Source organism: Arthrobacter sp. NPDC093139, assembly GCF_044754165.1.
In the GTDB taxonomy this organism is placed as follows: Bacteria; Actinomycetota; Actinomycetes; order Actinomycetales; family Micrococcaceae; genus Arthrobacter.
In genome coordinates this window covers 128,121-153,865 of record NZ_JBIVOO010000003.1, presented here as the reverse complement: position 1 = coordinate 153,865, position 25,745 = coordinate 128,121, and the positions used below count along the sequence as shown (strand labels likewise).

Annotated in this window: 26 protein-coding genes and 3 tRNA genes; 19 read left to right on the top strand and 10 right to left on the bottom strand. The window is 65.2% G+C overall.

Going from position 1 to position 25,745, the window contains the following annotated elements; all coding sequences use genetic code 11:
* Positions 1-85: 85 nt before the first annotated feature.
* The 5 genes from dusB to ACIP90_RS06645 all read left to right on the top strand — a co-directional run bounded on the left by dusB (position 86) and on the right by ACIP90_RS06645 (position 4,886).
* Positions 86-1,267 carry a tRNA dihydrouridine synthase DusB gene (gene dusB, locus ACIP90_RS06665; protein ID WP_400577920.1) on the top strand — a complete coding sequence of 394 codons (1,182 nt, stop codon included), beginning with the start codon at positions 86-88 and terminating at the stop codon, positions 1,265-1,267.
* Entirely contained in the window at positions 1,260-2,564 is a 1,305-nt protein-coding gene (locus ACIP90_RS06660) for a deoxyguanosinetriphosphate triphosphohydrolase (RefSeq protein ID WP_400577919.1), read from the top strand. The genes dusB and ACIP90_RS06660 overlap by 8 nt, the downstream gene beginning before the upstream one ends.
* A gap of 52 nt (positions 2,565-2,616) precedes the next feature.
* Positions 2,617-4,506 carry a DNA primase gene (gene dnaG / locus ACIP90_RS06655; protein ID WP_400577917.1) on the top strand — a complete coding sequence of 630 codons (1,890 nt, stop codon included), beginning with the start codon at positions 2,617-2,619 and terminating at the stop codon, positions 4,504-4,506.
* Positions 4,507-4,616: 110 nt separating this feature from the next.
* Positions 4,617-4,689, top strand: a tRNA-Asn gene (locus tag ACIP90_RS06650).
* A 124-nt stretch (positions 4,690-4,813) separates the two neighbouring features.
* A tRNA-Asn gene (locus ACIP90_RS06645) sits at positions 4,814-4,886 on the top strand.
* A gap of 107 nt (positions 4,887-4,993) precedes the next feature.
* Here ACIP90_RS06645 and ACIP90_RS06640 read toward each other — a convergent pair.
* The 3 genes from ACIP90_RS06640 to ACIP90_RS06630 form a co-directional block, all read right to left on the bottom strand.
* The gene (locus ACIP90_RS06640) at positions 4,994-5,401 is read right to left on the bottom strand and encodes a hypothetical protein (RefSeq protein WP_400577915.1); all 408 of its coding nucleotides are present in this window, start codon (positions 5,399-5,401) and stop codon (positions 4,994-4,996) included.
* A 129-nt stretch (positions 5,402-5,530) separates the two neighbouring features.
* Positions 5,531-5,710, bottom strand: a complete 180-nt coding sequence (locus ACIP90_RS06635; RefSeq protein ID WP_400577913.1) for a hypothetical protein — start codon at positions 5,708-5,710, stop codon at positions 5,531-5,533.
* Between the two features lie 12 nt (positions 5,711-5,722).
* Positions 5,723-6,943, bottom strand: coding sequence for a multidrug effflux MFS transporter (locus ACIP90_RS06630; RefSeq protein WP_400577912.1), 1,221 nt, complete (start codon positions 6,941-6,943; stop codon positions 5,723-5,725).
* 181 nt (positions 6,944-7,124) lie between these two features.
* Between ACIP90_RS06630 and ACIP90_RS06625 the strand changes: the two genes are divergently transcribed.
* The 6 genes from ACIP90_RS06625 to ACIP90_RS06600 all read left to right on the top strand — a co-directional run bounded on the left by ACIP90_RS06625 (position 7,125) and on the right by ACIP90_RS06600 (position 12,520).
* Entirely contained in the window at positions 7,125-8,006 is an 882-nt protein-coding gene (locus ACIP90_RS06625; protein WP_400577910.1) for a phage holin family protein, read from the top strand.
* Between the two features lie 55 nt (positions 8,007-8,061).
* The gene (locus ACIP90_RS06620) at positions 8,062-8,685 is read left to right on the top strand and encodes a CDP-alcohol phosphatidyltransferase family protein (RefSeq protein ID WP_400577909.1); all 624 of its coding nucleotides are present in this window, start codon (positions 8,062-8,064) and stop codon (positions 8,683-8,685) included.
* Complete coding sequence (locus ACIP90_RS06615) at positions 8,685-9,593, top strand: DMT family transporter (RefSeq protein ID WP_400577907.1); 909 nt, start codon at positions 8,685-8,687, stop codon at positions 9,591-9,593. The genes ACIP90_RS06620 and ACIP90_RS06615 overlap by 1 nt, the downstream gene beginning before the upstream one ends.
* Positions 9,594-9,704: 111 nt before the next feature.
* The gene (locus tag ACIP90_RS06610; protein ID WP_400577905.1) at positions 9,705-10,901 is read left to right on the top strand and encodes a glycosyltransferase; all 1,197 of its coding nucleotides are present in this window, start codon (positions 9,705-9,707) and stop codon (positions 10,899-10,901) included.
* Between the two features lie 151 nt (positions 10,902-11,052).
* Positions 11,053-11,126, top strand: a tRNA-Ile gene (locus ACIP90_RS06605).
* Positions 11,127-11,329: 203 nt separating this feature from the next.
* A complete protein-coding gene (locus ACIP90_RS06600; protein WP_400577903.1) occupies positions 11,330-12,520 on the top strand; it encodes an acyl-CoA dehydrogenase family protein in 1,191 nt (396 codons plus the stop codon).
* A gap of 2 nt (positions 12,521-12,522) precedes the next feature.
* Here ACIP90_RS06600 and ACIP90_RS06595 read toward each other — a convergent pair whose 3' ends face one another.
* The gene (locus ACIP90_RS06595; RefSeq protein WP_400577901.1) at positions 12,523-13,104 is read right to left on the bottom strand and encodes a M23 family metallopeptidase; all 582 of its coding nucleotides are present in this window, start codon (positions 13,102-13,104) and stop codon (positions 12,523-12,525) included.
* A gap of 416 nt (positions 13,105-13,520) precedes the next feature.
* On the opposite strand from ACIP90_RS06595, the gene rpsB reads away from it, so the two are divergent.
* The 6 genes from rpsB (at position 13,521) to ACIP90_RS06565 (ending at position 18,459) form a co-directional block, all read left to right on the top strand.
* Positions 13,521-14,399 (top strand): 30S ribosomal protein S2, encoded by an 879-nt coding sequence (rpsB, locus tag ACIP90_RS06590; protein WP_400577900.1) that lies wholly within the window; start codon positions 13,521-13,523, stop codon positions 14,397-14,399.
* Between the two features lie 125 nt (positions 14,400-14,524).
* Entirely contained in the window at positions 14,525-15,361 is an 837-nt protein-coding gene (gene tsf, locus ACIP90_RS06585) for a translation elongation factor Ts (RefSeq protein WP_400577898.1), read from the top strand.
* Positions 15,362-15,486: 125 nt separating this feature from the next.
* Positions 15,487-16,224 (top strand): UMP kinase, encoded by a 738-nt coding sequence (gene pyrH / locus ACIP90_RS06580; RefSeq protein ID WP_400577896.1) that lies wholly within the window; start codon positions 15,487-15,489, stop codon positions 16,222-16,224.
* Between the two features lie 99 nt (positions 16,225-16,323).
* Positions 16,324-16,881, top strand: coding sequence for a ribosome recycling factor (frr, locus tag ACIP90_RS06575; RefSeq protein ID WP_400577894.1), 558 nt, complete (start codon positions 16,324-16,326; stop codon positions 16,879-16,881).
* Positions 16,881-17,813 (top strand): phosphatidate cytidylyltransferase, encoded by a 933-nt coding sequence (locus tag ACIP90_RS06570; protein WP_400577893.1) that lies wholly within the window; start codon positions 16,881-16,883, stop codon positions 17,811-17,813. Before frr ends, ACIP90_RS06570 begins: the two co-directional genes overlap by 1 nt.
* A gap of 58 nt (positions 17,814-17,871) precedes the next feature.
* Positions 17,872-18,459: a DivIVA domain-containing protein gene (locus tag ACIP90_RS06565; RefSeq protein WP_400578307.1), complete on the top strand. Its 588-nt coding sequence runs from the start codon at positions 17,872-17,874 to the stop codon at positions 18,457-18,459.
* 87 nt (positions 18,460-18,546) lie between these two features.
* Here the strand turns inward: ACIP90_RS06565 and ACIP90_RS06560 are convergent, their stop codons facing one another.
* From ACIP90_RS06560 to ACIP90_RS06545, 4 genes are read right to left on the bottom strand one after another with little or no spacing between them, the layout of a single operon-like run.
* Positions 18,547-20,025, bottom strand: a complete 1,479-nt coding sequence (locus ACIP90_RS06560; RefSeq protein WP_400577892.1) for a cation acetate symporter — start codon at positions 20,023-20,025, stop codon at positions 18,547-18,549.
* 7 nt (positions 20,026-20,032) lie between these two features.
* On the bottom strand, positions 20,033-20,380 hold the full coding sequence (locus ACIP90_RS06555) for a hypothetical protein (protein WP_400577891.1): 348 nt from the start codon (positions 20,378-20,380) through the stop codon (positions 20,033-20,035).
* Positions 20,377-21,096 (bottom strand): LytR/AlgR family response regulator transcription factor, encoded by a 720-nt coding sequence (locus tag ACIP90_RS06550; RefSeq protein ID WP_400577889.1) that lies wholly within the window; start codon positions 21,094-21,096, stop codon positions 20,377-20,379. Before ACIP90_RS06550 ends, ACIP90_RS06555 begins: the two co-directional genes overlap by 4 nt.
* Positions 21,097-21,154: 58 nt before the next feature.
* Entirely contained in the window at positions 21,155-22,345 is a 1,191-nt protein-coding gene (locus tag ACIP90_RS06545; RefSeq protein WP_400577888.1) for a sensor histidine kinase, read from the bottom strand.
* 170 nt (positions 22,346-22,515) lie between these two features.
* On the opposite strand from ACIP90_RS06545, the gene ACIP90_RS06540 reads away from it, so the two are divergent.
* Both ACIP90_RS06540 and ACIP90_RS06535 read left to right on the top strand, forming a co-directional pair.
* On the top strand, positions 22,516-22,929 hold the full coding sequence (locus tag ACIP90_RS06540; protein WP_400577886.1) for a DUF485 domain-containing protein: 414 nt from the start codon (positions 22,516-22,518) through the stop codon (positions 22,927-22,929).
* Positions 22,926-24,542: a cation acetate symporter gene (locus ACIP90_RS06535; protein WP_400577884.1), complete on the top strand. Its 1,617-nt coding sequence runs from the start codon at positions 22,926-22,928 to the stop codon at positions 24,540-24,542. Before ACIP90_RS06540 ends, ACIP90_RS06535 begins: the two co-directional genes overlap by 4 nt.
* 117 nt (positions 24,543-24,659) lie before the next feature.
* Here ACIP90_RS06535 and ACIP90_RS06530 read toward each other — a convergent pair whose 3' ends face one another.
* Both ACIP90_RS06530 and ACIP90_RS06525 read right to left on the bottom strand, forming a co-directional pair.
* Positions 24,660-25,154, bottom strand: a complete 495-nt coding sequence (locus tag ACIP90_RS06530; protein WP_400577883.1) for a hypothetical protein — start codon at positions 25,152-25,154, stop codon at positions 24,660-24,662.
* Positions 25,155-25,203: 49 nt separating this feature from the next.
* Positions 25,204-25,677 (bottom strand): Lrp/AsnC family transcriptional regulator, encoded by a 474-nt coding sequence (locus tag ACIP90_RS06525; RefSeq protein WP_400577882.1) that lies wholly within the window; start codon positions 25,675-25,677, stop codon positions 25,204-25,206.
* Positions 25,678-25,745: the final 68 nt, after the last annotated feature.

Genomic DNA, 25,745 nt, shown 5'->3' with positions numbered 1-25,745 from the left:
CTGATCGCCGCCTGGCTGAACCCGCCTGGCTGAACCCGCCTTCGGCCGTTCTGTCCGATTTGCCCGGCTTTGAGACAATGGACGGGTGACTGCTGTAGCAACGCCTCCTGCCCCCAAGCTGGAGCTTCCGCCGCTGAAGCTCGGCCCCATCACCGTGGACACCCCGGTGGTGCTGGCGCCCATGGCCGGTATCACCAACACCGCCTTCCGCAGGCTCTGCCGTGAATACGGCGGCGGCATGTACGTGGCGGAGATGGTCACCTCCCGCGCCCTCGTAGAACGCACCCCGGAGTCGCTGCGCATCATCTCCCACGACGAGGACGAAAAGGTCCGGTCCGTCCAGCTGTACGGCGTGGACCCGGTCACGGTGGGCCAGGCTGTCCGCATGCTGGTCGAGGAAGACCGTGCCGACCACATCGATCTCAACTTCGGCTGCCCGGTGCCCAAGGTCACGCGGCGCGGCGGCGGCTCTGCCCTGCCCTGGAAGATCGACCTCTTCACCTCGATTGTGCAGACTGCGGTGAAAGAGGCCTCGAAGGGCGGCATCCCGCTCACCATCAAGATGCGCAAGGGCATCGATGATGACCACCTGACCTACCTCGATGCCGGACGCATCGCCCGGGATGCCGGCGTCGCCGCCGTCGCGCTCCACGGCCGCACGGCCGCGCAGTTCTACTCCGGCCAGGCAGACTGGTCAGCCATCGCCCGCCTCCGCGAGGCGCTCCCGGACATCCCTGTCCTCGGCAACGGCGACATCTGGTCCGCGGAGGATGCCGTGCGCATGGTCCGTGAAACCGGCGTGGACGGCGTGGTGGTGGGCCGCGGCTGCCAAGGACGGCCCTGGCTTTTCGGCGACCTGCAGGCCGCCTTCGAAGGAAGCGACCACCGGCACCGGCCAGGCCTGCGCCAGGTCGCCGAAGGCGTCTACCGCCATGCCGAGCTCATGGTCGAGACCTTCGGCAACGACGAATACAAGGCCCTGCGCGAAATCCGCAAGCACATGGCCTGGTATTTCAAGGGCTACGTGGTGGGCGGGGAACTCCGCGCCAAGCTGGCGACCGTGCCCACCCTTGAGGTGCTCCGCGAACTGCTGGAGCAGCTGGACCTGGACCTGCCGTACCCGGGCGCGGATTCCGAAGGGCCCCGCGGCCGCGCAGGCTCGCCCAAGAAGCCCGCCCTGCCCAAGGACTGGCTGATGAGCCGCCAATTGAACGAGGACCAGAGCCGGGACATTTCCGCCGCGGAACTGGACGTGTCCGGTGGGTGAAAGCAGGCTCGCAGAGCCCCGTACCACGCCCCACACCCTGCCGGGCTACGGACCCCACGACTCCGCCCGCTGGGTGGAGGAACCCCCCAAAAGCACCTACCGCTCCGACTTCGAGCGCGACCGTGCCCGGGTACTGCACTCCTCGGCGCTCCGCCGGCTCGGCGCCAAGACCCAGGTGGTGGCGCCGGATACGGACGACTTTGTCCGCACCCGGCTGACGCACAGCCTCGAGGTGGCGCAGGTGGGCCGCGAACTCGGGCGTGCCCTGGGCTGCGACCCTGATGTGGTGGACACCGCCTGCCTCAGCCACGATCTCGGGCACCCGCCGTTCGGCCACAACGGCGAGTCCGCCCTGAACGAGATGGCGCACGCGATCGGCGGCTTCGAAGGAAACGCGCAGACGCTGCGGCTGCTGACCCGGCTCGAGCCGAAGGTCCTGGATCCCGAAGGCCGTCCCGCTGGACTGAACCTGACCCGGGCGAGCCTCGACGCGGCGGCGAAATACCCGTGGTCCGCCTTGGACGCCCCGGTGATCCACGGGCAGCGGACCAGCAAGTTCGGCGCCTACGAGGACGACCTGCCCATCTTCAACTGGATCCGCCAGGGAGCGCCCACGCGGCGGTCCTGCCTCGAAGCCCAGGTCATGGACCTCGCGGACGATATTTCCTATTCCGTGCACGACGTCGAGGACGCCATCGTGGCCGGCCATTTCCAGCTGCGCTGGATGGACAACCCTGACCACCGTGCCCGGGTGGTGGGCTACGCCAAGCAGTGGTACCTGCCGCACAACGACCCCGCGGCCATTGACGCCGCCCTGGCCCGGCTCGAAGCGACGGACGTGTGGGTCCGCGAGGCTGACGGCAGCCGCAAGTCGATGGCCGCCCTGAAGAACATGACCAGCCAGCTGATCGGCAGGTTCTGCCAGAGCGCGCTGGAGACCACCCGGGCTGTTTACGGGCCGGAAAAGCTGACCCGCTACAACGCGGAGCTTATGGTCCCGGATGAGACCATCATGGAGATTGCCGTGATGAAGGGCCTGGCCACCACCTTCGTGATGACCACGGACCACCGGCAGCCCATCTACGAGCGGCAGCGCGAAGTCCTGCATGCCCTGGTCACGTCGCTGAACGCCTCCGGGGACCGCCACCTCGAACCGATGTTCGCAGCCGACTGGCGCGATGCAGCCGACGACGGCGCCCGGCTGCGGGTGGTCATCGACCAGGTGGCATCGCTGACTGACGGCTCGGCCCTGGCCATGTACGAACGGCTCGTGGGAAGCCTGCCGTCCCTGTGGTGATGCGGGCCATAGGCCGCGCATTCCTGTCGGTGCGCGCCATTAGGATGGCTTCGTGGCCGGCCTGATCAAACGCGAAGACATCGATGAAGTCCGCCAGCGCACGGACATCAAGGAAGTCGTTGACGGCTACGTCACGCTTAAGGGCGCCGGCCTGGGTTCGTTCAAAGGCCTGTGCCCCTTTCACGACGAGCGCTCGCCGTCGTTCACCGTCCGCCCGCAGGTGGGCCGCTACCACTGCTTTGGCTGCGGCGAAGACGGCGACGTCATCTCGTTCGTGCAGAAGCTGGACCACACGTCGTTCCATGAGGCCGTGGAAAAGCTGGCAGCACGGATCGGGTACGAGCTCCGCTACGAGGACGGCGGCACGGGCCCCAACCGTGAGGAAGTGGGCAAGCGCCAGCGCCTCCTGGACGCCCACAAGGTGGCGGATGAGTTCTTCCGCTCCCAGCTGCTGACCACCGGCGCAGCCGAAGGCCGCAGGTTCCTGCAGCTGCGGGGGTTCGACCGCGGTGCTGCCGAGCATTTTGGCGTCGGATACGCACCCCAGGGCTGGGATGCGCTGCTCAAGCACCTGCGCGGCCGCGGTTTTACCGACGCTGAGCTGAAGCTCACCGGAATGTTCTCTGCCGGGGGACCCGGAAACCAGCAGAGGATCTACGACCGTTTCCGGGGCCGTCTGATCTGGCCCATCCGCGACATCGCCGGCGACACCATCGGATTCGGCGCACGCAAGCTCTACGAGGACGACCAAGGTCCGAAGTACCTCAACACCCCGGAAACCACGCTCTACAAGAAGTCCCAAGTGCTGTACGGCATCGACCTGGCCAAGCGGAACATCGCCAAGGAACGCCAACTGGTGGTCGTGGAGGGCTACACGGACGTCATGGCCTGCCACCTCGCGGGAATCCCGACGGCGGTAGCCACCTGCGGCACCGCATTCGGCGCCGACCACATCAAGATCGCCCGTCGGCTGCTGTCCGACGACGGCACCGGGGGAGAGGTCATCTTCACCTTCGACGGCGATGCCGCCGGCCAGAAGGCCGCCCTGCGGGCGTTCGAGGAGGACCAACGCTTCGTGGCCCAGACCTACGTCGCCGTAGAGCCCACCGGCGCGGACCCCTGCGACCTGCGGCAGACGAGGGGGGACGCGGCCGTCCGGGAGCTGATCAGCACGCGGCGTCCCCTGTTCGAGTTCGCGATCCGGGCGGCGCTAAGGAAACACAACCTGGATACCGTGGAAGGCCGCATCGCAGCCCTGCGCGAGTCGGCGCCCGTGGTGGCACAGATCAAGGACGCCGGCATCCGGCCCGGCTACGCCCGCGAGCTCGCGGGCTGGCTGGGCATGCCCATTGAGGAGGTGGGCCGCGCCGTGGCCGCTGCTGCCAAGCGGGGTCCCCAGAGCCCCCCGCAGAACTCTGCTCCCGGCGTTGCCCCGCTGCCGGCGTCGGGCGTTATGCCGTCCTATAACCGCCCTGATCCCCGCGATCCGGTGGCGTCCATGGAGCGGCAAGCGCTGGAAGTGGCTTTGCAGGAGCCGGGAATGCTGGGCGGCGGCATCTGGGAACGGTTCGCCGCGGTGCAGTTCGCCACCCCCGCCTACCAGGCCATCCACGACGCGATCCGCGCCACCGGGCTGGCCTATGCCGCTGACCCCGTGATGTGGGTCGAGAAGCTGCGCCAGGAGGTGCCCGAACCGCTGCAGCCGCTTGTTTCGGAACTGGCGGTGGTTCCCTTGCCGGCACACACCGCCGAGGCCGTGCAGAAGTACTGCCGGGATATCCTGGCCAGGCTTTTCGAACTGCAGATCACGCGCGTGAAGGCAGACAAGATGGGGCAGCTGCAGCGTCTGGACGCGGCTGCCCACCCGGAGGAGTTCCAGCGGCTCAACCGCGAACTGATGATGCTCGAAATGGAACGCCGCTCGCTGCGTTCGGATAGCTGACGGTCCCGGGGGCCGACGCGTCCGACGGCTGACGGCGTCCCGCAACAGGGCTGTTCAACACCCGATTTCGTTTCCCGCCGGAGTGTTTGCTAGGCTTATATCCGCTTCATTCCTCCTTAGCTCAATTGGCAGAGCATTCGACTGTTAATCGAAGGGTTGCTGGTTCAAGTCCAGCAGGAGGAGCGCACCGTCCCCGTTCCGGCCTCCGGAACGGGGACTTTTTTATACCCCGCCAGGGTATTTCCTGCCGCGGCCGCACCGATTTCCCATACCGGCAAAACCTTTGCTAATGTCATACCTGCTTCATTCCTCCTTAGCTCAATTGGCAGAGCATTCGACTGTTAATCGAAGGGTTGCTGGTTCAAGTCCAGCAGGAGGAGCGCACAGGTCCCGCAGCCGTCTACCAGGCGGCTGCGGGACCTTTTTTGTGTCGTGTTTTGTGTCGGTGGACGACCTGCAAGAGCATTCTGCCGGGCGACGGTCCGCCTCAGACGAAGTCCATCTCAACCTGGAGGAACCGCTCGGCCTCGGCGACGGCCGCCGCGAAGGCCTCGCTTTCGGTGGGAGACGTGCGAGGCTGGCGCGGATGCCACTCATGGGGTGAGGAGTGCACGCGGGTGAAGCCGCCGTCGGGCGGTGCGTAGAAGATGCCGAACCGCTGCACAGGCCATTCCGGGGAGGTCTCCGGGGCCACCAGGAGGGCTGCGTTGGACGCCGGGTTGTACCACTGGGCTATCGGGCGCCGGCGGTCCTCCGTGAAGAGTCCGGCGGCATAGAGAGCTGCCGACTGCGCACTGGTCTGGGTGCACAGCCGGTCCCACCACAACGGCAGTATGCCGGTGTCGCACCGCTGCCACGTGGCCGGAAGTGGAGGATGATCCTGCCAGTGGGGCACGTAACAACTTTAACTCTCAACGGGCTGTGCGGAACAGATGCCGCTTTCCCCGGCCGCGGTTTCCTGTCTTCAACCGCTGTCCGCTGTCTTCAACCGCTGTTTCCTGTCTTCAACCGCGGTTTCCTGCCTTCAACCGCGGTTCCAGGGCCCCGGATTGACCCGGTACAGCAGCGCCGAACCCACCACGGCGCCCAGCATGATGCCCACCGCTGCGTTGCCGGCCGCCCGGCCGACCAAGAAGCCGGCCACGGCCCCAAGGATCGCGCCGAGGAAGAGCCCACGGCCGTTGCGGTGCGGTTTTCGCGTCATGCGGCCAGCGTACTAGTGAATGGACGGCACGGTCTTGGGGCGGACCACGAGCCACAGGGCAGCAGCCGCCAGGAAGATGCAGCAGGCCTGGACGGCACCCATCGGGGTGGCGGAACTCCCGCCCACCCAGCCCACCACAGGTGAGATGATGCCGGCCATCAGGAACGTGGAGGCTCCCAGCAGTGACGCGGCCGTGCCAGCCTGGGCGCCGTGGCTGGCCAGGGCCAGGACCTGGACGCTCGGGAAGGTAAAGCCTGTTCCGAGGATATAGAACCAGAGGGGAACCAGGACGCCCCAGAGCCCGAAGCCCAGCTGGTCGAAGAGGACAATCAGCAGGGCCATCAGGAACATCCAGGCGGTGGAGCCGGCCAGGATCCACTGCGGCGGCACCTTCCTGATCAGCCGCGAACTCGTCTGGACGCCGGCCACGATGCCCAGTGAGTTGACGCCGAACAGCAGGCCGTACTGTTGGGGCGTGAAGCCGAAGATGTCCTGGAAGAGGAACGGGGAGGCCGAGAGGTAAGTGAACAAGCCTCCGAAGTTCATGCCGCCCACCAGCAAAAGGCCAACGAAGATCCGGTCGGAGAAGAGCGTCCTGTAACGCTGGCGGGCAGTCATCCCGGACTGGCCCCGCTGCCCGCGCGGCAAGGTCTCCCGGACCAGGAACATGGCCGCGATGATCACAATGGTGCCGTAACAGGCCAGGAATACGAAGATCCCGGGCCACTCCATCACCAGGAGCAGTTGCGATCCAATCACCGGCGCCAGGATGGGAGCCAGTCCGTTGAAGAGGGCCATGCGCGAGAACATCCGTACCATGGCATAGCCGCTGAAGAGGTCACGCACCATGGCCATGGCCACGACGCCCCCGCCCGCCGCGCCGATGCCCATCAGGACACGGAACAGGCCCAGGGTGCCGATGTCAGTGGACAGCGAGGCCCCCACCGAGGCGCCGATATGCACAGCGGTGGCCAGGATGAGGGGCACCCGGCGGCCGAACTTGTCGCTGAACGGGCCAACCACCAGCTGCCCGAGGGCGAAGCCGACAGTAGTGCCGGTCAGGGTCAGCTGAACCGCGGCCTCCGACACGTTCAGACTCGTCTCCAATGCAGGGAAGGCCGGCAGGTAGAGGTCCACGGTGAAGGGGCCCAGGGCGGTGAGGGCGCCAAGGAGGAGGATGTAGAGGAATTTCTGGCGTCGGCTCAGGGCATCGCCCGGGTTGGTGATGGTCACAGGGATCAATCCTAGGGCCGACAGATCATACTTTTACAGCGTTGGAGGGCGCGCCGTGGCGTACATCCAGAAGTTGCCGCCGACCCTGAATGATAGTTTTGTCAGCGTGGGCGCGCCGAGCCGGGATAAGGCCCTGCGCAACCGAAGAAGAATCGACTATGGAACCAGTTAGGCGGAACCTATGAGCGGGCGTCACAGCGGGCGGGCCAACCAGGGATTGCGCATTACTGCGCTGCCAAAAACGTTGAGGCTCATCTTCAAACTGGCGCCGCGGCAGCTCAATGACGAGATTGCCCTGGCCAAGTTTGAGGTCAAGCGCAAGGGCAAGCAACTCGGCGTGGCCGGAGCGTTCTTCGGAGTGGCCGCGGTGTTCCTCGCTTTCCTGGTCACCGGACTGATCGTCGCCGCCATTATGGGACTGGCCACCATCATGCCCGCATGGCTCGCGGCGCTGCTCGTCTGCGCCGTCTTCCTGCTGATCGCCCTGATCGGCGGGCTCATAGGGCTCCGGAAGTTCAAGCAAGCCATGCCGCTGATGCCGGAGGACACTATCCGGGGCCTGAAGCATGACCTCGGGATTGCCAAAGAGGGTTCTGACTTCGACGCCGCGGTACTGGACCCCAACTCGCCCCAGGCCAAGGCCGCCAAGGAAGCCCAGGCAGCGGCCAAGGCCAGGGCCAAGGCTGAGAAAGAGTCCAAGAAAGCGGCGGAAGCCGTCGAGGTCCCGCCTGTGTCGGAGCCCGAAGTCCAGCGCCGCCTGAAGCAGCGGCGTGAACACCTCACGAGTGTGCGTGACGACCTTGGCGAAGAAATCGACGTCAAGACCCAGACGCAGGCTCTGCTTGGCGTGGCCAGGCACCGGCTGGATGAGGGCAAGGACAAGCTCAACGACAGCAAGGACCGGATCGGTGAAAGGCTGGCGGCACGGTCCGCTTCGTCCTCCGGGGACGCCGGCATGGGGTCACTGCCGGAACGGCTGGAAGCCCGGTGGAAGCCCCTTCTGGCGTTCGCCGCGTCCACCGCGGTGCTGCTTGCCCTGCTACGGAAATTGTTCAAGAGCTGAGCGTTGTCCTGAACTCTGACAGGAAGACGCCCCCGGCGGAGGAGAGGGGGACCGGATGAGGTTCATCGGTGCTGGTTCCCGCCCCGGCCAGCCGCACGTCGATCGTGACCTGATCTTCACTGTCCCCAATTTCCTCACGGTATTGCGCTTCATGGGCGTGCCGATCTTCATCTGGCTGGTGCTGGCGCAAAAAGAATATGGGTACGCCGTGCTGGTGCTGGCAATCATGGGCAGTACGGACTGGGTGGACGGCTACGTTGCGCGCCGGTTCAACCAGGCGTCCAAGCTTGGCAGGGTCATGGACCCCATCGCCGACAGGATCGCCCTGCTCGCCGTTGCGGTGACGCTTGTCATCGCGGGAGTGGTCCACTGGTGGTACCTGGCGGCGCTCGTCATTCCGGACGCCGTGCTGCTTGCGATGTCGCTCTTCTACTTCCACAGCCATCCGGGTCTTCCGGTCAGCCTGATAGGGAAGGTGCGCACCGGCCTGCTGCTGCTGGGCACGCCGCTCCTGGTGCTCTCGAAACTGGACTTTCCGTTCGCCGGTGCCTGTTTCGTTGCTGCGTGGATCGTGCTCGGGCTGGGGCTGATCGGTCATTGGGTGGCGGCCTACAACTATTTCTGGGCCATCCGCCGTAAGGGCAAACTGCTGGCCGCCGGCGACGACGGGGGCAGCTGATGGTGTGGCTTGCGGTTTTTCTGGCCGTCCTGGGCGCATTTTGCCTGGCCTTCGGCGCCCAGCGCCAGGGGAGCGCCGTCAAGGCGGATACAGGCGGGCTGGCCCTGAGTTCCAACGGATTCCTGCGCCTCCTGCGGAATCCCCGGTGGGTGTTCGGGCTCCTGCTGCTGTGCATGGGTATGGGCCTGAACGCTGTTGCGTTGGTGACCGCCCCGCTGACGGTGGTGCAGCCGATCGGTGCCATCGCGCTGGTGATCACTACCGTGGTCAATGCCAAGGACCAGGGGTTGAGCATCAACCGGGCCACGGTGGTGGCCATCTCAGCCTGCGTCACCGGTTCTGCGCTGTTCGTCCTGCTCGCCGTCTTTGTCACGCAGGAAACCCACCATGTTAATTCCGACGACGAACTCACCATTGTGCTGCTGCTTGGATTGGCAGTGGGCCTCTTCGGCACGCTGGCGGCCATGTTCAAGCACCGCATGAGTGCCTTCATCTACATTCTTGGGGCCGGGGTGCTGTTCGGCTTCGTGGCGGTCCTGACCCGCATCATCGGCAAGCACCTGCTCGATCCCAACGGCCTGGCTCTCCTGAATGTCCCGTGGTATTCCGTGGTCGCCATTGTGGCGGCCGGAGGGCTCGGATCCTGGTTCGTGCAGAGTGCATACTCCACGGGGCCGCCGGATCTCGTCATCGCAGGGCTGACCGTGATCGACCCGATGGTGGGCATTGCGATCGGCATCGCCATCCTGGGTGAGTTGCGGCCTGACGTCCACGCCGTGATGGCGATAGCCATGGGTACAGCCGCAACGCTTGCTATCGTGGGGGTAATCGCCCTCTCCCGGCACCACCCCGAGGTGACCAAACGGAAGAAAGATGCTCGGAAAGCCGCGGGCAGGGCGTCCCACTAGCCGACTTTTCCAAAGCGGGCCAGGCGCGAACGTGCCAGCGCTATATGTGCCAGTGCCAGCCGGTGTGGACAGCTGCAGCTGACCGCGCCGTGACCCCCAGGAGCTCTCCACGTGACCATGCCCGATGCCCAGCGCCCACTGACCGTCCTGATTGCCGCCGACACCTATCCGCCGCACGTCAACGGTGCCGCCCAGTTCGGCTACCGGCTGGCGAAGGGCATGACCGGCCGCGGCCACAACGTCCACGTCCTGGCCTGCCGTCAGGACAAAGGCAAGAGCTTCACCGAGTTCCGCGCGGAAGCCACCGTCCACCGCCTTCGCTCACACGGGGTCTTCACGCACGAGTATTTCCGGATCTGCTTTCCCTGGGAGATCAAGAAGGAAATCAGCCTCCTCTTCGACAAGGTCCAGCCGGACGTGGTGCACATCCAGAGCCACTACATGATTGGCGAGCATGTGCTGTACGAGGCACTGAAGCGTGGTGTCCGGATCGTTGCCACCAACCACTTCATGCCGGAAAACCTCAACCCGTTCCTGCCCTTCCCGCAGTGGTTCAAGGACATCATCGGGAAAATTTCCTGGAAGGACATGGGCAAGGTGATGGGCAAGGCAGACGTCGTTACGACGCCCACGCCGCTGGCTGCCAAGGCCATGCACCAGCACGCCTTCCTGCGGAAAGTCCTGCCGCTGTCCAACGGCATCGACTCTGCAGCCTACGAACTCCAGCCGGACGAGGTTATCGAGCCCCATGCCAACCCTACGGTGCTCTTTGCCGGCCGCTTGGCTGAGGAGAAGCACGTTGACGTGCTGATCAAGGCGGTGGCGGCCACTCCGGCGGATCTGAACGTCCATCTGGAGATCGTGGGCGGCGGGGAGGTACGTCCGGAGCTGGATTCGCTCGTGGAGCGGCTCGGGCTGCAGGAGCGCGTGAAGTTCCTGGGCCTCGCCAGCGACGAGGATCTGCGTAAGGCGTACATCAGGGCAGACATCTTCTGCATGCCGGGGACGGCCGAGCTGCAGTCCCTCGTCACGCTGGAGGCGATGTCCGCGTCAACGCCGGTGCTGCTGGCTGACGCCATGGCGCTTCCGCACCTGGTGCGGGACGGTGAGAATGGCTACCTGTTCACACCCAATGACAGCAACGACCTCGCCCAGAAAATCACCCGGATTCTGCGGCTGCCGGAAGCGGAACGTAAGGCCATGGGCGAGGCGAGCCGCTGCATGGTGGAGCCGCACAGCATCCAGGGAACCCTGCAGACCTTTGAGGACCTGTACCGCGGCGCGAACTACGAGGACAAAGTCGTTTAGGGGGCGTTTAGGGGAGAGGGCCGTTTAGGAAAGGGCCGCTCAACCGGGGGTTGTCCAAAAGCCGTTCGCCAGTTTGCTAGAGTGTTTTTGCCCCGCTGATGATGGCCCCGGGGTCCGGGCGCCAGGCATGTGGGACACCTCCCAGGTACAAGGGGCTATAGCTCAGCTGGTTAGAGCGCGGGACTCATAATCCTAAGGTCCTCGGTTCAAGTCCGAGTAGCCCTACCTGTTCTGCAACAGGAGCCGCGGCCGACGATTCGACGTCGGCCGCGGCTCCTTTTGTTTTTCGGATGGAACGCGCTGTACTCCCTGGAAGCTGTCGGCGGCTTTCTTTAGCGCGGCAAGTGGAGTATGTTACTCGTCAGTAACATACTCCTGCGCAAGGCCTGAACCTGTCAGGTCACTGCCCCTCACCGTGAAGGAATCCCATGTCCAAAGCCGCAATCGACATCAACAAGCTTCCCTACGCCGACGGCGACTTCTTCGCTTTCGAACAGCTGCTCGGCAGCAAGGAACAGGACCGGCTGGCTGAGATCCGGCACTTCCTGGCCCGCGAGGTAAAGCCGATCGCCGTGGACTGCTGGAACCGTGGCGAGTTCCCCATGGAGCTGATTCCCAAGCTGGCCGAAATCGATCTCGTCAGCCCCGTGCGGCGCCAGGGCCATTCGAACCTCTTCGCCGGCATTGTCCATGCTGAAGTCACCCGTGCCGACACCTCGATTGCCACCTTCATGGGCGTTCACGACGGCCTGTTCACCGGGTCCATCGAAGCACTCGCATCGCGCGAGCAGCAGGACGCCTGGCTGCCCGACATTTACTCCCTTAGGAAGATCGGCGCCTTCGGCCTGACGGAGCCGCTGGGCGGCTCCGACGTCGCCGGCGGCACGCGCACCACTGCCAGGCGCGAGGGCGACCAGTGGATCCTCAACGGTGCCAAGCGCTGGATTGGCAATGCCACGTTTTCGGATTGGGTGGTCATCTATGCACGGGATCTCGCCGATAACCAGGTGAAGGGGTTCCTGGTAGATACGACCCTCCCCGGGTTCAGTGCCACCAAGATCGAGAACAAGATCTCACTGCGCACGGTCCAGAATGCGGACATCACCCTCCGGGATGTGGCCGTTCCGGACTTCTTCAAGCTGGCCCATGCCAACAGCTTCCGGGACACCAACAAAGTCCTCAAAGTCACGCGCCTCGCCGTGGCCTGGCAGGCTGTGGGCCAGCAGCTGGCCGCGTTCGACGTGGCCCGCCGCTACGCCGTTGAGCGCCACCAATTTGGACGCCCGCTCGCGTCCTTCCAGCTGGTCCAAAGCCAGCTCGTACAGATACTGGGAAATGCCGTGAGCTCAATGGGCATGATGGTCCGCCTCTCCCAGCTGGAAGATGCCGGAGACGCCAAGGACGAACAATCGGCGCTGGCAAAGGCCTTCACCACGGCGCGGATGCGCGAGAGCGTGGCGATCGGCCGCAGCCTGCTAGGCGGAAACGGCATCGTGACCGACTTCGAGATGGCCAAGATCTTCGCCGATGCCGAGGCCATCTACTCCTACGAAGGCACGCACGAGGTGAACACCCTGGTCACGGGACGCGCAATCACCGGGGTCTCTGCCATCGTTTAGGCTCATTTCCCGTATAGCGGCAGCAGGATGGATGGCCTGAGATCCAGAACAAATTCGAGCGGATTCAGGTATTCGTCGCCACGGCGCACGCCCCAGTGAACACACGGTGTGGCTCCGCAGTGTCCCATGAGCGCTGCACCCAGGACGTCTCCCTTGGCTACGGCGTCGCCTTTTGCCAGGCTGCTGTGCACGGGTTCGAAGCTGCTGCGCAGGCCATTGCCATGGTCAATGGTGATGACCGGCCGGTCCACCACCACGCCGACGAAGCTGACGGTGCCGGATTCCGGCGCGGTGACCGAGGCGCCGTCGGACGCTGCCTTCAGGTCCACGCCGCGGTGGCCGCTCATCCACGGCTTGTCCGGCGGGTCGAAGGGCCTCAGGACTGGAGGTCTCGGGGCAAGCGGCCAGTTCCACGACGGCGCCGCGGGCGCAGCGTAGGCCGCGACCAGCTCTTCCTGCAGCGCTGATGGCGCAGCTGATGACGCAACTGAAGACGACGCCGTCGGTACTGCTGGCGGCGGTGCCGACGGGGCGGCGGCCATGGCGGCGAGCAAGAGAACGGCCGGGAGCGCGTGGGTCTTCATCCCTCCAGCCTGGCGGTGAGGCCGCGCCACGAGAACCTGCCTCAGTGGCTATGTGGAAAACCCGTTATGGGCGGGAAGAATGGTGCGGAGGCAGCGGAGCGCTGTAGTACACTTGACGGAGCAGTTTGCTGTGCCCTCAACGCATTCCAATCCCTTGGGTAGCGTCAGCACGCCCCATTCAGGAGTGCGGGGGAACGGCAGCTGACTACGCGCATCCAGCCCTCCACCACCGGAAACCTTAGGCTCCCGGAGGAGGATTGTGCCTCTTGCGGTCCGGGCCAACAGCCCGGATGAGAAGTGCAATGGATGCCAGGAGCGTCGCCCGCCGTGGGCGAAGCTAATAACCGTCAACTATTGGCAGGGTAAGAGTGGCCTCCGGGTGCTCTCATGAATGACCTGCCGGAAGGAGCGTCGGCATGCCCGTCGTAACCATGCGCCAGCTGCTTGACAGCGGCGTCCACTTTGGACACCAGACCCGCCGTTGGAACCCGAAGATGAAGCGCTTCATCTTCACGGAGCGCAACGGCATCTACATCATTGACCTCCAGCAGTCGCTGTCCTACATCGACCGCGCCTACGAGTTCGTCAAGGCCACTGTTGCCCACGGCGGCACCGTACTCTTCGTCGGCACCAAGAAGCAGGCCCAGGAAGCAATTGCCGAGCAGGCAACCCGTGTTGGCCAGCCGTACGTCAACCAGCGTTGGCTCGGCGGTATGCTGACCAACTTCCAGACGGTTGCCAAGCGTATCCAGCGCATGAAGGAACTCGAAGAGATTGACTTCGACGACGTCGCCGGTTCCGCTTACACCAAGAAGGAACTGCTGCTCCTCCGCCGCGAACTCACCAAGCTTGAGTCCAACCTCGGCGGTATCCGCAACCTCACCAAGGCACCGTCCGTGCTGTGGATCGTGGACACCAAGAAGGAACACTTGGCTGTTGACGAGGCCAAGAAGCTGAACATCCCGGTTGTGGCCATCCTGGACACCAACTGCGACCCGGACGAAGTCGACTTCCCGATCCCGGGCAACGACGACGCCATCCGCTCCGTGAACCTCCTGACCCGCGTTGTTGCCGACGCCGTTGCCGAGGGTTTGATCGCGCGCAACCAGCGTGCAACCGGCACCACCGAGACTCCGGAAGAGCCGCTGGCCGAGTGGGAGCGCGAACTCCTCGAGGGCAGCAAGGCTGAGGCCGCTGCCGCTGAAGCTCCGGCTGCTGAGGCGCCCGCCGCTGAGGCTGCTCCGGCTGCAGAGGAAGCCCCGGCAGCTGCCGAGGCTACCGACGCCGACAAGTAAACAACTCCACCGGGATTTCCCGGCGCTCTCGGGCGCCGGGGCAACTGACAGGATGGCGGCTCACCACGTGGGCTGCCGTCCTGTCAGTCCGTACACCACATAAATTTCTAGACAGAGGGGTTCACATGGCGAACTACACTGCCGCTGATATCAAGGCTCTGCGCGAGCGCACCGGCGCCGGCATGATGGATGTCAAGAAGGCTCTCGACGAAGCCAACGGCGACGCCGAGAAGGCGATCGAGATCATTCGCATCAAGGGCCTGAAGGGCGCCACCAAGCGCGAAGGCCGCTCCACGGCTGAAGGCCTGGTTGCTGCGAAGGTCGACGGCAACGTCGGCGTAATGATCGAGGTCAACTGCGAGACCGACTTCGTCGCCAAGGCTGACAAGTTCATCCAGCTCGCCGACAAGGTCCTGGCCGTGGCCGTCGAGTCCGGTGCCGCCGACCTCGAGACCCTGCTCGCCACCGACGTGGACGGCAAGCCGCTGTCCGAGGTTGTTGTCGAAGAGGGCGCCGTCCTCGGCGAGAAGGTAGTGGTCCGCCGCATCTCCCGCATCGAGGGCGCCACGGTCGACGCCTACCTGCACAAGACCTCCAAGGACCTTCCGGCCCAGGTCGGCGTCCTGTTCGCTGTTGACGGCGAAGGCGAAGCTGCTGCCACCGCAGCCCACGACGTTGCTGTCCACATCGCCGCCATGGCCCCGAACTACCTCTCCCGCGAGGACGTTCCGGCTGAACTGGTCGAGTCCGAGCGCCGCATCGCCGAGGAGACCGCCAAGGCTGAGGGCAAGCCCGAAGCCGCCATGACCAAGATCGTGGAAGGCCGCGTTACGGGCTTCTACAAGGGTGAGGTCCTCGTTGACCAGGCCTTCGCCAAGGATGCCAAGAAGTCTGTGGCCCAGGTCCTCGAAGAGGCCGGCGTCAAGGGAACAGCCTTCACGCGCTTCCGCGTCGGTTCCTAGTCAAACAAGCAATGGGGTGGTCACTTCGGTGGCCGCCCCTTTTGCATGCACCGGCCAGGGCGGAATATGAGCTTTGGCCGCTCAGCACGATAATCTTTGCTCAGAACCACCAACCGGAAGGCATCATGGAAGCCGTCAATACTTCAGTCCAGTCAGAGAAGAGCAGGCGCCGGGTCCTCCTTAAGCTGTCCGGTGAGGTCTTCGGCGGCGGCAAGCTGGGAGTCGACCCGGACACCGTCCGGGCAGTCGCCAAGCAGATCGCCGCAGCCATACCCGAGGTCGAGGTCGCCATTGTGGTGGGCGGAGGCAACTTCTTCCGCGGTGCCGAACTGTCCCAGAGCGGCATGGACCGCTCACGCGCTGACTACATGGGCATGCTCGGAACTGTCATGAACTGCCTCGCCCTGCAGGACTTCCTGGAGCAGGCGGGCGTTGAGACCCGTGTCCAGAGCGCCATCACCATGGGGCAGGTGGCCGAGGCCTACATTCCCCGCCGCGCCATCCGCCACATGGAGAAGAACCGCGTCGTCATCTTCGGCGCCGGCGCCGGCCTGCCGTACTTCTCCACAGACACGGTCGCGGCCCAGCGCGCCCTGGAAGTCCACGCGGACGTAGTCCTGATGGCCAAGAGCGGCGTCGACGGCGTGTACACCGCCGACCCGAAGAAGGACCCGGCCGCCGAGAAGCTCGAAAAGCTCAGCTACGACGACGCCCTCCGCCGGGACATCAGGGTCATGGACCAGACCGCCATGACGATGTGCAAGGACAACAACCTTTCCATGGTGGTGTTCGGCATGGAAGGTGAAGGCAACGTCACCCGGGCCATCCTCGGCGAGCAGCTGGGAACGCTGGTCACCCCCTAGTTACAGCTAGGATATTTCTAGGAAGGTTCCGTCCATCGGGCGGAACCCGGATTGTGAGATGCCCCGGTTCTGCCGGGAACCAATTGCTGAGGAGAGATCGTGATCGAAGAAACCTTGCTCGAAGCCGGGGACAAGATGGACAAGGCGGTTGAGGTAGCCAAGGAAGACTTCGCCTCGATCCGGACCGGCCGGGCAACCCCGGGCCTCTACAACAAGGTGATGGTGGAGTACTACGGCACCCCCACGCCCCTTCAGCAGCTGGCGTCCTTTGCCGTTCCCGATGCGCGCACCATCCTCATCACGCCCTATGACAAGGCCGCCCTGCGTGACATCGAACGTGCCCTGAGCGATTCCGAGGTCGGCGCCAACCCGTCCAACGACGGAAACGTCATCCGTATCACCATTCCGGAGCTCACCCAGGAGCGCCGCAAGGAATACGTGAAGATCGTGAAGTCCAAAGGTGAGGACGCCAAGGTCTCCATCCGCAACATCCGCCGCAAGGCCAAGGAAACCCTGGACCGGCTGGTCAAGGACGGCGAGGCCGGCGAGGATGAAGGCAGCCGTGGTGAAAAGGAACTGGACGCCATCACCAAGCAGCACGTCGACGGCATCGATGAACTGCTGAAGCGCAAGGAAGCAGAGCTGCTCGAAGTCTGATGGGTCAGGCACAGCAGGCCCCCGGAGCGCGGGCCCGATCCCAGACCCGCCAGCCACGGCAGCCGAGGCCTAACCCGACTCCCGGCGCGGGGCGGAACCTTCCGGCGGCCACCGCCGTCGGGCTTGCCATGCTTTTCGCGGTCCTGGGCGGACTGCTGTTCCTGCCGCTCGGCTTCGTCGCCGTCACCACCACCTTCGCCGTGTTCGGCGTGTGGGAGATCTTCCGCGCCCTGGAAGGCAACGGCACACGGCTGCCCATCGTCCCGGTCATGGTGGGCACCGTGGCGATGCCCTTTGCGGCTTACTTCGGCGGGCTGGAAAGCCTGCTGTTCGCCATGCTGGCCAGCAGCGTGGCCGTTCTCCTGTGGCGTTCCATCGAAAGCGCCACAGGCTCGGCCCGCAGCATCTTCGCGGGGGTCTTCACCCTCGCCTGGGTGCCCTTCCTGATAAGCTTCTCGGCCCTGCCGCTCCATGTCGCGGGCGGTGTGACGCCCGTCGGCCCCTGGCCGGGAGGAACGGTGCCGGAGGGCGCCTGGCAGGTGATCATCCTGCTGTTGCTCGTGGTTTCCAACGACACCTTCGGCTATATTGTGGGGGCCTCATTGGGCAAGCACCCCATGGCTCCAAAGATCAGTCCGAAGAAATCGTGGGAGGGATTTGCCGGGTCCATCGCCGGAGCGATGCTCATCGGCGTCCTGGCCTGCACCTTCGTGCTGGGAAAGCCGTGGTGGGTGGGCGTCGTTCTTGCCGTGGGGATGGTGGCGTCCGCCACCGCAGGCGACCTCGCGGAATCAATGGTCAAGCGTGAGCTCGGCATGAAGGACATGAGCAGCATTCTGCCGGGGCACGGCGGGGTCATGGACCGGCTGGACTCGATTGTGTTCGCCTCCCCGGTGGCTTATCTCCTCTTCGTCCTCTTTTCCGGAGCCTGACAACCACCCGCCATAGAATGTTGCGGTTACAACGCAGCTGAAAAGCATCGAAGGATACATAGTGAGAGTGGACAACCAACGGCACATTCCGGCCGCTTTCGAGCGCGTGCCCCGCAACGAATACGGCTACAACGCCAAGCAGGTGGACCAGTTCCTGCAACGGGCGCGCGTTTCCCTGGAGTCACCCGACGCCGCCGCCCACCCCATCAAGAGCTTCGACGTCCGCGCGGTGTCCTTTGACCCGGTCAAAGGCGGCTATTCCGCCACTACTGTGGACGCGGCACTGGACCGTCTCGAAGATGCCTTTGCCCGCCGTGAGCGGGACGAACTCATCGCCGAGCAGGGGGAGGAGGCGTGGCTGCGGCAGATCGGGCAGCTTTCGGCCACCCTGCGGGGCCGCCTGCACCGGCCCGACGGAGAGCGGTTCCGCCGCCCGGCAGGGAAGAAGACCCGCAGCTACAACACCAAGGACGTGGACAGGCTGTGCGTGGACCTGATCGGCTACCTTGAAGAGGACAAGCCGCTCAGCGTGGACAACGTCCGGCGCGCAGTGTTCCGTCCGGCGGTGGGCCAGGCCGGGTACGAGGAAACCCAGGTGGATGCCTTCCTGGACCGCGTGATCGAGCTGATGGCCGCCATCGACTGACCACGCAGGCTGACTAGGCGGGCTGGCTTTGCCTGACACGCACACGCAGGCAGACTACGCGGACCAACGATACGGCCGGCCGCCGTCTCAGCGCCGCGTCATGTCAGCGCCCATGGCCAGCGGTCTTTCGGGCGTGTGGAGCCTGGTCATCACCTTCGTGATTGTGCGGGGGACCCGTGACTTCGTGGCCCGCGACGTCAGCACCATGACGGCGAACGCGGCAGGCACCGTCCAAGCAGCCGGCTGGGCCAGCCAGAAGGGCGTGCCGGCACCGAGCACGGTGCCCGCCACCATGGCGCCGCCGCACAGCAGGCCGCCGGTCGCCATGCCCGCGATGGCGCCGGCGTCGGTCAGTCCCCGCCACCAGATGCCCAGCAGCAGTACCGGACAGATGGTGGAGGCTGTAAAAGCGAAAACGAGGCCGACGCTGCCGGCCAAGGCCAGCGAGTCCGTCATGAACGCCAGGCCCAGCGGGACCGCCGCGGAAACGAGCGCAGCGAGCCGGAAGCCGCGGACGCTGCCTCCCAGCACATCCTGGCTGATCACGCCGGCGAGCGACACCACGAGCCCCGAGGTCGTGGACAGGAACGCGGCAAAGGCGCCGGCCACCACGAGTGCGGAGAGCAGTTCTCCGCCCGGTCCGCCGATGAGCCGTCCCGGCAGCAGCAGGACGAGGGCGTCGGCCTGCCCCGCCTCGGCAAGTCCCGGCGCAAACATCCGTCCGGCGAGACCGTAGGCAGTGGGGAAGAGGTAGAAGACGGACAGCAGGCCCAGCACTATCAGCGTGGTTCTCCGGGCCGACTGCCCGTCCGGATTCGTGTAGAAGCGGACCAGCACGTGCGGCAGCCCGAGCGTTCCGAACAGCAGGGCAACCAGCAGCGAGATGTTCTGGTACGGGCCGGCGGGTGCCAGCCCCGTGGGGTTAGCAGCAGCAGCGGCCACGGCGGGGAAATTGTTCTCCGCCAGGACAAGGACGATGAAAATGAACGGCACGGCCAGTGCGGTGAGCTTGAGCCAGTACTGGAAGGCCTGCACGAACGTGATGGAGCGCATCCCGCCCGCCACGACGGTCAGGCTCACCACCACCACGACGGCGGTGGACCCCACCCATGAGGGCAGGCCCGTTGTGGTCCGGATCGTGAGGGCCGCGCCGTGCAGCTGGGGGACGATGTACAACCAGCCCACGATGACCACCGCGAGGCTGGTCACCCGCCGCACGGCACGGGAATCCAGCCGGGACTCGGTGAAATCCGGAATTGTGTAGGCCCCCGAGCGGCGGAGCGGGGCCGCCACGAACAGCAGGAGCATCAGGTATCCGGCGGTGTAACCCACAGGGAACCACAGCGCATCGGTGCCGGACAGCAGGATGAGTCCGGCCACGCCCAGGAAGCTCGCAGCGGACAGGTACTCGCCGCCGATCGCCGATGCATTCCACCACGGCGGGACCGTGCGCGAGGCCACATAGAAGTCGCCGGTGGTCCGGGAAATCCTCAGCCCGTAGAAGCCGATGACCGCGGTGGCGACTGTTACCGCCGCAAAAGCCGCGATCCCGACGGCCGGGTTCACCGGCCCTTCACCTGTCCCCTGCCAGGTCGCGGTAGCGGGCCTCGTTACGGGCGGCACTTCGGATGTACAGCCAGGCACTGACCCCCATCACGGGGTAGATACCGGCGCCGAGCAGCAGCCAGTCGAGGGGAATGCCGGCGATCCGCGACTCCGCCAGCCCCGGGATGGCAGCGAGGAGCGGAAACGCCCCCAGGACCAGCAGGAAACCGCCTCCTACCACGAGGGCAAGCCGGAGCTGGGAGCGGATCAGGGACCTAACGAAGACCTGCCCCACCGCGGATTCCTCTGCCGCTTCCCGGGACTCGGCGGCAGGCCGGGCCGCGGAGCGGGGGGCGGTCACCCTCACCCGTGTCATGCCTGCGGCCTGATCCGGGTGGCCTCCAGTTTCTCCCGCACGGACGGCAGGTGCCGGCGGCTGATGGGCAGTTCGGCCGCTTCCACCGTGACGCTGGGACGCACGGCTGCCAGTTTTAGGTGCGAGACGTGGGACAGGGAAATGAGATAGGAACGGTGCGTGCGGATGAACCCGGCGTCTGCCCACTGCTGTTCCAGGTCCGCCAGCGGAACCCGGATCAGGTAGCTGGCATCAGCGGTGTGGAGCCTCGCATAGTCGCCCTGCGCCTGGACGTAGGTGACGTCGTCGCGCCTGATCATTTTCGTGGTGCCGCCCTGGTCCACGGTGATCATCTCCGGTGCGGGGCCGCCGTCGCCGATCAGCTCGCTGATCCGCCCCACAGACCGGGCCAGACGCTCGGCGCGGACGGGTTTCAGGAGGTAGTCCACCGCCGCCAGCTCAAACGCCTCAAGCGCGCAGTCGTCGTCGGCGGTGACAAAGACGACGGCGGGCGGGCGGGCGCTGCGGGAAATCACCGCCGCGACCTCGAGCCCGGAGACAGCCGGCATGTGGATGTCGAGGAAGACGGCGTCCACCGCCTGGGTTTCCAGCGCCCGCAGCGCTTCTGCGCCTGACGAAGCGCGGAGGATACTGCCGATGCGGTCATCCTTGCCCAGCAGGAAGGCGAGTTCTTCAATGGCTGGCAACTCGTCGTCGGCGACGAGGACGTTAATCATGATTCAAGGTTATCTGCAGGAGTCTGCCCCCGGGCCTTCTCGCCGTCGTGCCGGCGCCTCAGGCGTCGTGTCCGGGCTGGGACTTCGGGACCCGCATGGTGATCAGCGTCCCCTCGCCGGGCGCCGTCTCTATCACCAGGCCGTGATCGTCACCGTAGACCTGGCGCAGGCGTGCATCCACGTTCCGCAGGCCAACGTGTTCCCCGTCCGTGTGTCCGGCGAGCATGGACTGGAGCTGCGCCGGATCCATTCCCACGCCGTCGTCCTCGATGGTGACCTCCGCGAACGCGCCCGAATCATTGGCGGTGATGGTGATGTGCCCGGGTCCCTCCTTTGCTTCGAGGCCGTGCCGGACGGCATTCTCGACCAGGGGCTGCAGGCTCAGGAACGGAATGACGGTGCTCAGCACCTCGGGAGCGATCCTCAGGCTGACCTGGACCCGTTCACCGAAGCGGGCCCGCTCCAGCAGGAGATAGCGGTCGATGCACCGCAATTCCTCGGCAAGCGTGGTGAAGTCGCCGTGCCGCCGGAACGAGTAGCGCGTGAAGTCCGCAAACTCCACGACGAGTTCACGTGCCCGGGCCGGGTCAGTGTTGATGAAGGAGGCGATCGCATTCAGGGAGTTGTAAATAAAGTGCGGGCTGATCTGGGCACGCAGTGCCCGCACCTCCGCCTCCATCAGCAGCGTCCGCGACGCATCGAGTTCGGCAAGCTCCACCTGGGCCGCCACCCAGTCTGCCACCTCGCTCGTCGCCCGCACCAGTCCTGCACCGGCCGACGGCGCAAAGGCCGCCACCACGCCCACCACCCGGGACCCGGCGCGGATCGGTGCGATGACCGCGGAACTGACGCGCCCGGAAGTCAGCTCCGGAAACTCCCCGGCGTGTATCACCTGCGTCCGCCCGCCGGCGAGGACATCTGCGGTCAGCGGCATCAGCTGTGGTTTGAGCTCCTCGGCGGCGCCGTCCCACGCCAGCACACCCGAGATGTCGGTAATGGCCAGGGCGTCGCATCCCAGCAGTCCCCGCAGCTGCCGGCTGGCCTTGGCGGCGCCTGAGGGATTGAGCCCCGTCCGCAGGTGCTGGCCGGCCTTCGACGCCGCATGCAGGGTGTTGTAGGTGGCGCGCTCGGCATCGGTGCCCAGCTCACGGAAGGACCGGAGAACCTTGAGTCCAACGCCCACGACGACGGCAATCGCCAAGGCGATCACCGCAAAGGCGGCTGCGGCGTAGAGCGGGGAGTCCGGCATGCTGCCCAGCGTATCGTGTGCCGTTTGGCGCAGCATCGCCACCGCTAGGCGCCCGGGGGACCGCAAATACTGGAACCGCGCCCGGGTGTGGAGCACAGTGATGGGGGTCACACTGGCCGAGGAAGCGTGCAAAAAGCCGGTGTGGAAGACACTCTTAACGAGGAGGAAAGATGGGTAATGATGCCCGAACTCGGGACGCAGCGGCGTCCGCGGACTTCGAGGAAGTCCAAACCACCGGGCAGTTCAAGGAACTGCGCAAGCGCCACCGCAGCTTTGTGTTTCCCATGGCCGTTGCGTTCCTGCTGTGGTACTTCGCGTATGTCCTGCTGGCCGACTACGCGGTCGGCTTCATGTCCACCAAGGTGTGGGGCAACATCAACATCGGGCTGATCATGGGGCTGCTCCAGTTCGTCACCACGTTTGCGATCACCGGCTGGTACGTCAGCTATTGCAACCGGAAGCTGGACCCCATCGCCGCCGACATCCGGCACGGCATTGAAGGCCATGAATTCGACAGGGCAGACAGGTTTGACGGGGCGGACACGGGAATGTCCGGCAGCTCAGCGGGCGGAGCAGGTAAATGATCAGCATTCCAACAGCGGTGGACGTCGCCGCACTCAAGGAAACAACCCTCCTCAACATGGGCATCTTTGGCCTGTTCGTCGCGGTCACCATGGTGATCGTCCTGCGGGCAAGCCGGAACAACAAGACGGCCGCTGACTACTACGCCGCCGGACGTTCCTTCACTGGATCGCAGAACGGCACCGCGATTGCCGGCGACTACCTGTCCGCTGCCTCATTCCTGGGGATCACCGGAGCCATCGCCATCAACGGCTACGACGGGTTCATGTACTCCATCGGATTCCTCGTCGCGTGGCTCGTGGCACTCCTCCTGGTGGCCGAGCTGCTGCGGAACACCGGCAAGTTCACCATGGCCGATGTCCTGTCCTTCCGCCTCAAGCAGCGTCCGGTCCGAATCGCCGCCGCCATCTCCACGCTGGCTGTGTGCTTCTTCTACCTGCTGGCCCAGATGGCCGGCGCCGGCAGCCTCATCTCGCTGCTGCTGGGCATCAGCGACTGGGGAGGCCAGGCGCTCGTAATCATCGTCGTGGGCGCACTCATGATCATGTACGTCCTCATCGGCGGCATGAAGGGCACCACCTGGGTGCAGATCATCAAGGCCATCCTGCTTATTGCCGGTGCTGCCGTCATGACACTCTGGGTCCTGGCCATCTACGGCTTCAATCTCTCGAGCCTGCTGGGTGCGGCGGTGGACACTGCTAATAATCCTGCGGTGCTCAACCCGGGCCTGCAGTACGGCAAGACGGAAACCTCCAAGCTGGACTTCATGTCCCTCGGCCTTGCCCTGGTGCTCGGCACGGCCGCCCTGCCGCACGTGCTCATGCGCTTCTACACGGTGCCCACGGCCAAGGAAGCCCGGAAATCCGTGGTCTGGTCCATCTGGCTGATCGGCTTGTTCTACCTCTTCACCTTGGTCCTCGGCTACGGCGCCGCTGCCCTGGTGGGGGCAGACACCATCAAGGCGGCTCCCGGCGGTGTCAACTCGGCCGCTCCGCTGCTGGCCTTCCACCTGGGCGGTCCGCTGCTGCTGGGCTTCATCTCCGCGGTGGCCTTCGCCACGATCCTCGCCGTCGTGGCCGGACTCACAATCACTGCGGCAGCGTCCTTTGCGCACGACATTTACGCCAGCGTCATCGCCAAGGGAAAGGCCGACGCCGATACCGAGGTCAGGGTGGCCCGCCGCACGGTGGTGGTCATCGGAGTCCTGGCGATTGTGGGCGGCATCTTCGCCAACGGGCAGAACGTGGCCTTCCTGGTGGCGCTCGCGTTCGCGGTGGCGGCCTCCGCCAACCTCCCGACGATCATCTACTCGCTGTTCTGGCGCAGGTTCACCACGCAGGGCGCCATCTGGAGCATGTACGGCGGCCTGGCCTCGGCCATCCTCCTGATCGCGTTGTCCCCGGTGGTTTCCGGCGCCGCGACGTCCATGATGCCGGGCGTCAACTTTGCGCTCTTCCCGCTCAGCAACCCCGGTATCGTGTCCATCCCGCTGGCCTTCTTCCTCGGCTGGCTGGGTACTGTCCTGGACAAGAGGAGGGAAGACCCCGCCAAGCAGGCCGAGATGGAAGTCCGCTCGCTGACCGGTGTGGGCGCGGAAAAGGCCGTCGACCACTGACCGTTGCGGAGCAATGACCCGCCGACTACGGGCAGGCATGGCAGGAGCCCCCGCACTTCAACGTGAAGTCGCACTTCAACGTGAAGGACGGGGGCTCCCGTCTGCGGCGGGTGAAGCTTAGCCTTTTGGTTTGAGCCGGATGGTGACCATCTTCAGCTCGTCCTCTCCGGAAAAGCGGTAGACGAGCTCCACGTCCCTGCCGTTGCATTGGATGACGCCGGAAACGTCCGCGATGTTGGAGCCATCCTCACCGCTGGCCTTAACGTCGTCGAAGGCTGTGGTGCAGGACGGGTCGAGATGCAGATTCTGAACGCCGGAGGTGAAGTCCTCCCGCGGCAGTTGTTCTTTCAGCGCCGGATCCAGGAAGTCGTCGTAAGCCTTGTCCGTATCGCCCGAGATGACAAGCCTGGTGAAACTGTCCGCCAGATCCGAGGCCTGGCGGGTTGCCCCGCCCACCAGGTTCATCAGGAGTGCGACTCCCACGGCCACCAGCAACAGGACGCCTCCCACGATGCCAAGGACTATCCAGAGTCCCTTGCGGTTCTCCGCCGGTAGTCGGCTTGGCGGCCGCAGGCGCCGACGCTGTGGGAAAGGGTTCTGGATGTTGCTCACGGTGAGCCTTTCATTCTTCTGCGGAGCCGGTCATTCTTCTGCCGAACGATCACTCTTCTGCCGAACCACGGTCCAGGAGCGGCTGGATCCGGAACGGAATCAGCTCTCCCATAGCCAGCGCGGTGTCAGTTCTCTCCACGCCGTCGCAGGCAAGTATTTTTCCGTTGATCCGGAACAGGTCCTCGGCGTCCAGCGCCACCACCCGCAGCAGCAGGTCCGCCGGTCCGGTGAGCCCGTAGCCTTCGAGGATCTCCGGGACGCTGGCCAGCTCATCGGCGAGGCTGCCGAGCTTCCGCTGCTGGACATGAACGGAGATGAAGGCCATCAGCGGATACCCCAGGGAGACCGGATTAATCCGGCGCTCGAAGGAAAGGAAGACATGTTTCTTTTCAAGCTGCGCCATCCGGGCCTGGACCGTATTTCGGGACAAGCCCAGCTTCTGGGCCAAGGCAACGACTGTACGGCGGGGGTCCTTCGCCAATGCCGAGAGCAGGCGGGTGTCAGTGCCATCCAAAGCTTGCATAATGCGCAAGGCTAGCACGGTCTGAGCTCGCCAGATGGTGCATTATGCTCAGTTTCCCCGGCGGTGGT